The organism is Acidobacteriota bacterium (genome assembly GCA_040752675.1).
Lineage (GTDB): Bacteria > Acidobacteriota > Polarisedimenticolia > JBFMGF01 > JBFMGF01 > JBFMGF01.
In genome coordinates, this window is record JBFMGF010000013.1 from 1 (window position 1) to 8,262 (window position 8,262).

9 protein-coding genes and 1 tRNA gene are annotated in these 8,262 nt (G+C 49.0%); 3 read left to right on the plus strand and 7 right to left on the minus strand.

Features of this window, described 5'->3' with window-relative positions; translation table 11 throughout:
• The first annotated feature begins 196 nt into the window (after positions 1-196).
• Positions 197-1,318 carry a recombinase family protein gene (locus AB1756_01740; protein ID MEW5806066.1) on the plus strand — a complete coding sequence of 374 codons (1,122 nt, stop codon included), beginning with the start codon at positions 197-199 and terminating at the stop codon, positions 1,316-1,318.
• On the opposite strand, the gene AB1756_01745 is transcribed toward AB1756_01740, so the two are convergent.
• Positions 1,277-1,352 (minus strand) — tRNA-Asn (locus AB1756_01745). The genes AB1756_01740 and AB1756_01745 overlap by 42 nt on opposite strands.
• Before the next feature lie 114 nt (positions 1,353-1,466).
• Here AB1756_01745 and AB1756_01750 point away from each other — a divergent pair.
• Complete coding sequence (locus AB1756_01750; protein ID MEW5806067.1) at positions 1,467-1,988, plus strand: cation diffusion facilitator family transporter; 522 nt, start codon at positions 1,467-1,469, stop codon at positions 1,986-1,988.
• Between the two features lie 121 nt (positions 1,989-2,109).
• Entirely contained in the window at positions 2,110-2,451 is a 342-nt protein-coding gene (locus tag AB1756_01755; GenBank protein ID MEW5806068.1) for a hypothetical protein, read from the plus strand.
• 11 nt (positions 2,452-2,462) lie between these two features.
• Here AB1756_01755 and AB1756_01760 read toward each other — a convergent pair whose 3' ends face one another.
• The 6 genes from AB1756_01760 to AB1756_01785 all read right to left on the minus strand — a co-directional run bounded on the left by AB1756_01760 (position 2,463) and on the right by AB1756_01785 (position 8,223).
• Complete coding sequence (locus AB1756_01760; GenBank protein ID MEW5806069.1) at positions 2,463-3,056, minus strand: XTP/dITP diphosphatase; 594 nt, start codon at positions 3,054-3,056, stop codon at positions 2,463-2,465.
• Positions 3,057-3,068: 12 nt separating this feature from the next.
• A complete protein-coding gene (gene rph / locus AB1756_01765; protein MEW5806070.1) occupies positions 3,069-3,812 on the minus strand; it encodes a ribonuclease PH in 744 nt (247 codons plus the stop codon).
• A gap of 34 nt (positions 3,813-3,846) precedes the next feature.
• Positions 3,847-4,686 carry a glutamate racemase gene (gene murI, locus AB1756_01770; protein ID MEW5806071.1) on the minus strand — a complete coding sequence of 280 codons (840 nt, stop codon included), beginning with the start codon at positions 4,684-4,686 and terminating at the stop codon, positions 3,847-3,849.
• Between the two features lie 32 nt (positions 4,687-4,718).
• Positions 4,719-5,462, minus strand: coding sequence for a GerMN domain-containing protein (locus AB1756_01775; protein MEW5806072.1), 744 nt, complete (start codon positions 5,460-5,462; stop codon positions 4,719-4,721).
• Entirely contained in the window at positions 5,459-6,316 is an 858-nt protein-coding gene (locus AB1756_01780; protein MEW5806073.1) for an N-acetylmuramoyl-L-alanine amidase, read from the minus strand. Before AB1756_01780 ends, AB1756_01775 begins: the two co-directional genes overlap by 4 nt.
• A 266-nt stretch (positions 6,317-6,582) precedes the next feature.
• Positions 6,583-8,223, minus strand: a complete 1,641-nt coding sequence (locus AB1756_01785) for an NAD+ synthase (GenBank protein ID MEW5806074.1) — start codon at positions 8,221-8,223, stop codon at positions 6,583-6,585.
• Between the last annotated feature and the right edge of the window lie 39 nt (positions 8,224-8,262).

Consider the following 8,262-nt stretch of genomic DNA (forward strand, 5'->3'; position numbering starts at 1 on the left):
CATGATTTCCTCCCACCCTATGGGTTAAGGACAGCAAAGTTGCTGTCTGTTGTTTTTTGTTTCATATCAACAGTATAACTCATTGGGTGGGATTTCTTATGCTAAAAATCGCTCAAACTAGGTTATAGATATTGGTAAGATAGTTGACCTTCGCTTTCCTACCTACCGCTTTGACAATACAGCACAAGGTAAGTTTATGCTTTCAATTGCTTTCGGACAGAGTAAATACTATGTAGATAATCTTTCCGAGAATGTAAAGCGTGGTTTACGCGAAAAGTTACGTAGAGGCGAATGGCCCGGCTGGGCACCACTTGGGTACATAAATGACTATAAGAACCACACAATCCAATCTGACCCAGAAAAAGCGCCTTTTGTGCGCAAGATATTTGAGCTCTATGCAACAGGCAATTACTCACTTGAGGAGTTACTAAGAGAAGTGCATAGATGGGGTCTATTAGGTAAGGTGGGCAAGCCCGTCCGAAAAAGTTCGCTTGCATCTATCTTGAGAAATCCTTTTTATTATGGTGTAATGAAATTCAAAGGCGAACTTTTTGAAGCGAGCCATCCGCCGCTTGTCTCTAAGAAACTTTTCGATAAAGTACAAGAGGTATTAGAGAAAAAAGCCAAGCCAGTAAAGAAGGGTAAAATAAAATTTGCTTTTACAGGTCTTATTAAGTGTGGTGAGTGTAAGGCAAGCATTACAGCAGAAAGGCAAAAGGGCCATATATACTACCGCTGCACTAAAAAGATAGTCAAATGTTCACAAAAGTTTCTTAGAGAGGAGGCTTTGCTTGAGCAAATAAATAAAGCCATCCTTAAAGTTTTCATAGATAACGAAACAAAAGATAAAATGCTTGGCAGATTAGAGAAATCATCCCAAGAAGAAAGCAAAGCCTCCTCTTCTCAATCTCGCCGAGTGAAAGAGAAGCTAAAGGAGTTCGACATCAAGATAGAACGCCTTATAGACCTGTATATCGCTAAGGAAATATCACAGGAAGAGTATCAGCGAAAGAAGGCAAAACTACTCAACGAAAAGACGGAATTGCAGGAACGATTGGGCGAGATTGAGAAAATAAGCGGCGGATGGCTCGAACCCTCCAAAAACTTTCTAACTGTATGTAATCAGGCAGGTTCTGTCGCTTGGCAAGGAAACTCCAGCGCCAAAAGAGACTTTTTAAAAATTCTCGGCTCGAACTTTATTTTAAAAGACCGAAATCTTTTATTTTGTTATACTTATCCCTTCCATTTAGTTGCCAAAATTGACCCCAAAAAGAATTGGCTCCTGAGGAGGGACTCGAACCCCCGACCCGGTGGTTAACAGCCACCTGCTCTACCGACTGAGCTACTCAGGAGCAATAGGATCACTAAAAAATTTGTTTTAAATAATACATTCTTGTACAATCTACGTCAAGTATGGCTGATTTCCGATCGCATGCAGAGAGAGTGAAATACAGCTATCTCGAAGCATGGGTCAGCATCATCGGAAACACCGTTCTCGCCGTGGCCGGCTTCGATTTCATCAGAAGATCGATTCGGAGACGCTGAAAGTCGATGGCTGGCACCATCGGACCGATGCTCTCGCATCAACTCTCGTCGCCATTGCCATTGTATCAGCGAGATACGGCCGCATGTGGGTCGACCCGGTCCTGGGGATTGGCGTGTCCGTCACTATTATCTATGTGGCCGTGAGCATCGGCCTTTCCTCCATCCATTACCTTCTTGGAAGAGCGCCAGAAGAGAAGATGGTTGAAAGGATCAAGAGGATGGCTTTTTCCTTTCCTGGCGTCGCCGGCGTGCACGGTATCGACATCCACTCCTACGGAGAGCACAAAGCTGTTGCGCTGCACATCGAGGTCGCCCGGGACACAGACCTCGAGAAGGCGCATCAGATAGCCTCGTCTGTGGAGAGCATGATCGTCAAGAATTTCAACGCTTCCTGCGTCGTCCATGTTGACCTGAAGAAAGAAAAGAAGAGAACCTGTCTTTGACGACTTGACAGAGCGCAGTTAGAATAATTCCCTATAATGCTCAGATAGTAAAAGGAAGGAGCCCAAAAACTGATACATCAAGCCAATTCCATAACTCTTTTTCAGTATAGGAGGAAAAAACATGAAAAAGATTCTGACGCTAGCCATGGTGCCCATTTTAGCTGTTTCACTCTTCAACGCGGCATCCTATCTCGTGGCAAAAGAAACGCTGACGAAGACGGGCTGGATCACCGACACGATGTGCAAGGGGAAGGGAGATCATGCGAAATGCGCCCTGCAGTGCGTCACGCAGCATGGGGCGAAGTTCGCTTTCTACGATAACGAGACCAGCGTGACCTTCGAGATCGACAAACAGGATAAGGCTAAAGAGTTTGCCGGCCAGGAAGTCATGTTGAAGGGAGTCTTCGACGCCGAGAAGAAAATCGTCGAGCTGGAAAGCATCAAAAAGGCAGAGAAAAAGTAACCCTCAGAACCTCATAGATAGTGTTCTTCGAGGAATTTCTTAGCGAGGAGAAGGGCAGCACCGCGGTGACTGACCTTCTCCTTCTCTTCTCTTTCAAGTTCTGCAAAGGTCGTCTCGAGCGGCGGGTAGTAAAAGATTGGGTCGTAGCCAAAGCCATGGTGCCCTTTCATCTCCAGGGCGATGTACCCTTTGCATTCCCCCCTGAATGTCGCAATAAGCTCCCCTGAGTGGGCAAGGGCTATGACGCATTCGAATCTTGCTGTCCGCTCCTCCCATGGAACGCCCTCCATCTCCTTCAGGAGTTTCCTGCACTTTTCTAGATCAGTGGCGCCGGAGCCGGCATATCGGGATGAAAAGACACCTGGCATTTGGTTGAGATGATCGACCATGAGACCCGAATCATCCGCCAGGACCAGAATTCCTGTTTCCCTCGAGTAGTGGAGCGCTTTCTTTGCGGCGTTCTCTTCTATGGTCTTACCATCTTCGACAGGGTCAGTCTTGATGGCCATATTGATCAATGTATGGATTCTGAGGCTCAATCCTTTGAAATGTGCTTCGACCTCATGGATTTTCCCCCTGTTCCTTGTCGCTATCAATATATCCACGTGTGGAACACCTCACCGTTTCATTAGCTTGCCCAGGAACCCGCCGAGGACTTTCCTTTGATGTTCCAGCATCAAACCCGTACCATGGTCTGCCAGATCAAGGAGAGTGAAGATCTGATCGCGGTTGAACGGGGTGACTTCTGCTGTTCCCTGTATCTCGACATACTTTCCGCCATCCGTTCTTGCCACGTTCATGTCCACTTCTGCCGCGGAATCCTCGACGTAGGTTAGATCGAGGAGCGCTGTCCCATCGACGATGCCTACAGAGATGGCAGATACCATTCCGAGTAACGGTGGCACGGTGATCTGCCCTGCCTCCATCAACTTATGTAAAGCAAGCGCAAGGGCAACGCAGGAACCAGTGATCGATGCCGTCCTAGTTCCGCCATCTGCCTGGATAACGTCGCAGTCGATCCAGATCGTTCGCTCGCCAAGAGCGTGCAGGTCAACGACCGGGCGAAGGCATCTTCCGATCAACCTCTGGATCTCCATGGTGCGCCCCGATGGCCTACCCTTCAGGGAATCCCTCTGTGTTCTGACGTCCGTGGATCTCGGAAGCATCCCGTACTCGGAAGTGATCCACCCCTGCCCGCTGTCCTTCAGGAATGGCGGTACCCTGTCTTCCACGCTTGCCGTACATACCACCTTTGTATCTCCGAGTGTCATAAAGACCGAGCCTTCGGCATGCTTGATGTATCCCGGCATCATCTCAACAGGCCTGATCCAGTTTTCCTGTCTTCCATCTCCTCTGATCATTCATTCTCCTTATTTAAATACTGTGATCATCTTTCTATTCCCCGGTGATGTCGACGATCTGCGGATTCCGGATTTCGAAACCCAGGAACACCGAACCGACTTCGATGAACCGTTCCGTCGAATCGGTAACATAGAATCGGAGTTCCGGCTCAGAAAAGCTCTGCAGAGAATTCTTGATTTGCCCTCCTTCTTCTCGCTTTTCACTTCCATACAGCATCTGCCAGACATCATCGGCTATCGATTCTGCCGAATCAATGAGCTTCACGCCTGCTCCCATGACTTCCGCGATAGTCTTCTTGAGGAGGGGGTAGTGCGTGCAGCCGAGGATAAGCGTATCAACATCCGCCCTCTTCAATTCGTCGAGATAGACCTCCGCAATATTCCTGGCAATTTTATTATCAGTCCATCCTTCTTCCACAAGCGGCACAAAGAGCGGGCAGGCAAGCTGCCTGACGTCGGCTCCGGGCATGATCTTCTGTATCTCGTTTCTGTAAGCTTCGCTCTTCACGGTTGCATGTGTCCCGATGACTCCGATCCGCTTCGATCGCGTCAGGCCACATGCTCTTCTGGCACCGGCTTCAATGACTCCGATGATCGGGATGTCGAAGCTTTTCCTCAGTTGATCCATGGCTAGAGCCGAAGAGGTGTTGCAGGCGACTACAATCAGGTCGACGCCCTTCCTGGTCAGGAATCTTGCCGCTTCCATCGAATATCTGACGACCGTCTCCTTCGACTTTACGCCGTACGGCACTCTTGCCGTGTCGCCGAGATAGACGATCCTCATCTCAGGAAGCTTTCTGTTCAGTTCCTTGAAGACGGTCAACCCGCCAATCCCCGAATCAAAAACTCCGATGAGTCTGATTTCCTTATCCACTTTCTAAACTCTCTCGGCTTTGGCGGACAGGCTTATGGCACTGGTTCCGGTTCCTCATCCTTTTCAAGGCTCTCGGCATCTTCTCTATCTTCAGTAGAAGTATCCTCAGGGCTTTCACCGACTGGAAGAGAACCCTCCTGTAGTTCTCCATTCTGAAACGTTTCAACTTCCCCTGTCTCGGGAGGAAGCATTGATTCGGGGAACTTCACGAGCGATAATTTTTCCCGGAAGACACCTGCTGAATAGATGTGTCCACCGAACGATGTTTTCTGCTCCCCCTCGATGAAAATCCTCACTCCTTTGATCTCGGGGAAGTTGTAAGTGAGAGAATTTACGACAGAGTAAATCTGCAAGAGCTGCGATGAGCTTCCTCCGTCTGCATTCTCCTCAAATTCCCGGCTGAGATCTATGCAGACTGTGCCATCCTTAAGAACGTACAGCTCGTGGAGAGTCGTACCCGGAGGGATCGTGGAAACTCCACCCATGCCGGGACCTCTCATTAGCTCAACAACCAGTTGCCTGGCGCGATCCGTAAGAAATGGCATCGAGAAGATGTTTCTCTTCTCTGGAATGAGAAAATCTTCCTCCGGGTCATGGAAGAAGAGCGTGACTCCAACTGTGGGAATGGAAGAACCGGTCTCCCCATAGACCGAGCTCTTCTCGCTAATAACGGGTTCAACAACTCCCTCACCCTTGAGAAGAACCATTACGATGACCACTACAGCAACGACGATAACTATAAGCAGAGAAATGAGGTATAGGAAGACTCTCTTCATTGATTCGTGAATCTCGGACTTTCCTGGAAACCTATCTTACCCGTTCTCTTCTCAACCATCTCTTTGTAAGAGAGAATGGAGCGGTAAATGGCGCTTGCGATATCTTCGCGATAGGATCCCTCTTTCAACTTCTCCTCCTCTTCAGGGTTGGAGAGAAATCCTGCTTCGATGAGAACAGCGGGCATGGTTGCACCCATCAGTACCCTGAAAGGAGCCTGCTTGATCCCTCTGTTCCTGATCCCGAGCATCTTGTTGAGTTCTTCTTGGATCCATTCCGCCAGCTCGCTGCTCTCTTTGAGATACTGGGCCTGCGCCATGTCCCAGAGGATCATCTCCAGCCCTTTCTGCTCTTCGCTCTTCTCTTCAGGAAGACCGACCACATTGTTTTCAAGGGCGGCAAGAGCCCTGATCTCCTCATCGGCTGCTTCATAGCTCAGAAAGTATGTTTCGGCACCGTTAACCTTTTTCCCTCTGGAGGCATTGACGTGGATGCTGATGAAGAGATCGGCTCGATTGTGGTTTGCGATCGCAGTTCTTTCATCGAGGGACATCGTTAAGTCTCTATCCCGCGTCAGAATGACCTTCAGTCCCTGCACCTTCTGGAGCTGTCTTTTGAGCCTAACCGCGATGTCGAGGACGATATCCTTCTCGAATATGCCGCTCTTTCCTTCAGCTCCGGTTTCATCTCCGCCGTGACCAGGATCGATGACAATGGTCTTGATGGTCTGCCTCTTCTGTGGATTGACAAGGACTATTTCCCCCCTCATCTGTTCCGCTTCCCCGGCAAGAAAGATCCCGGTTCCCACAAGAACAGGCACGAGGAGAGCGATCGTCACGGAAGTTGCTTTTTGCATGAAAAAACTACGCCTTTGCTTCCAATCGCTTCTCAGATGGAAAGTCCTGTTCCTCATTCACAGAGTGCCTCAACCGTCACGCTTGTAGCCTCCTGCGAGTTAGTTTTAATATTATAAACCGATTCCTCAATTTTTGTTATCTCCTGAAGTAATTGGTTTCTCGAGTCATTTGGAGCTCTTACCTCTTGGCACCATTTCGCATGCTTTACGAATAAGGAGCACGTGCGGATGCCATGGGTGTGGATTGCTCCCTATAGGGAAGTGTCTCAGAATTCGTGGAATTTCTGGGCGATGGGCATTCTCCTGCCCACCCCGAACGCTTTCGTCGTGATCTTTAATCCTGGAGGAGCCTGCTTCCTCTTGTACTCGTTTTTATCGACCATCTCTATCACTTTCTTCACGACATCTTCTGGATATCCAAGAGCAACGATTTCTTTCGGGCTCTTTCTGTCCTCGATGTAATACTTCAGGATAGGATCAAGGGTCTCATATGGAGGGAGTGTATCCTGGTCGGTTTGATTCGGTCTGAGTTCGGCGGAAGGCGCTTTCGTGAAAACATTTTGGGGAATGATCTCCTCGTCTTTATTGATGAACTGCATGAGCCGATAGACCATCGTCTTGGGGACATCTGATATCATTGCGAGTCCGCCGCTCATGTCACCGTAAAGGGTGCAGTAGCCTACGGCAAGCTCGGATTTGTTGCCGGTGGTGATGACGAGATGGCCAAATTTATTGGATATGGCCATCAGAATGTTGCCGCGTATGCGCGCCTGGATGTTCTCTTCAGTGACATCCTCGGGACGACCCCTGAAGGTCTGCACGAGGCTTTCTCTATACGATTCAAAGCTCTTCTGTATAGGGATGGTGCACGTTTCTATCCCGAGATTCCTCGCAAGATTTTGAGCATCAAGGATGCTTTCTTTCGATGAATACTGCGAGGGCATGAGAACTCCGAGGACATTTTTCTCTCCTGCGGCCCTCACGGCAAGCACGGCCGTCACGGAGGAATCGATCCCTCCGCTCAACCCGATGACGCATTTAGAGAAGCCACATTTCCTCATGTAATCGCGCGTCCCGAGGATGAGTGCCTTGTAAACTTCTTCAATCTCGTTCTCCGCTTTCCGCTCAGCGATGGGAAGCGGCTTCCCGAGATCAACAAGCAGGAAATCTTCCTCAAAAGATTTTCCTTCATAGGCGACGGTACCATCGGGAGCAATGACATAGGAGTGCCCGTCGAAGATAAGCTCGTCATTCCCACCAACCTGATTGACGAAGACAATCGTTTTTCTGTATTTAGAAGCCTGGCTTGCGAGCATTCTCTCCCGAAGCAGAGGCTTCCCCAAAGAGAAGGGAGAGGCGGAAATATTAATCAGGATATCCGCCCCCATCTTGACTTGCTCATGAATTGGATCCCGGCGATATCTCCTGTGTTGCCAGAAATCCTCATCATTCCAGGCATCCTCACAGATAGAGACTCCGACCCTCACACCAGAGATCTTTCCAAGCGTGATCCGCTCGGAAGGCTCAAAATATCTCCCTTCGTCAAAGACATCATAGGTGGGAAGAAGGGTCTTATGATGAATGGATTTTATCATCTTCCCCTCGAGGACGGCAGCCGCATTGAAAACTTTGTTTCCTACCGCATAGGGATTCCTGTCAACGAAACCAACAACAGCGGATATCCCATCCGTTTGCCTCGCCACCTCCTCCAGCTTCCTCAGATTGGCCTCCACGAATGATTCTTTTTCAACAAGGTCTCTTGGTGGATAACCGACCAGCATGAGCTCCGGAAAGACGACGAGCGCTGCTCCCAGTTCTTTCCCTTTCCTGAGAGTTTCCATCACGAGACTGCCATTGCCTTCAATGTCTCCTACCATCGTATTCAACTGTGCCATCAACATCTTCATCGTTATTTCCTTATAATGAAATCTCTATTATTTTAACTC

What these genes read in the sequence shown, in the direction of transcription:
- AB1756_01740 (MEW5806066.1), top strand. Translation starts at nt 197, where the DNA reads ATGCTTTCAATTGCTTTCGGACAGAGTAAATACTATGTAGATAATCTT.
- AB1756_01750 (MEW5806067.1), top strand. Translation starts at nt 1,467, where the DNA reads ATGGGTCAGCATCATCGGAAACACCGTTCTCGCCGTGGCCGGCTTCGA.
- AB1756_01755 (MEW5806068.1), top strand. Translation starts at nt 2,110, where the DNA reads ATGAAAAAGATTCTGACGCTAGCCATGGTGCCCATTTTAGCTGTTTCA.
- rph (MEW5806070.1), bottom strand. Translation starts at nt 3,812, where the DNA reads ATGATCAGAGGAGATGGAAGACAGGAAAACTGGATCAGGCCTGTTGAG.
- AB1756_01775 (MEW5806072.1), bottom strand. Translation starts at nt 5,462, where the DNA reads ATGAAGAGAGTCTTCCTATACCTCATTTCTCTGCTTATAGTTATCGTC.
- AB1756_01780 (MEW5806073.1), bottom strand. Translation starts at nt 6,316, where the DNA reads ATGCAAAAAGCAACTTCCGTGACGATCGCTCTCCTCGTGCCTGTTCTT.
- AB1756_01785 (MEW5806074.1), bottom strand. Translation starts at nt 8,223, where the DNA reads ATGAAGATGTTGATGGCACAGTTGAATACGATGGTAGGAGACATTGAA.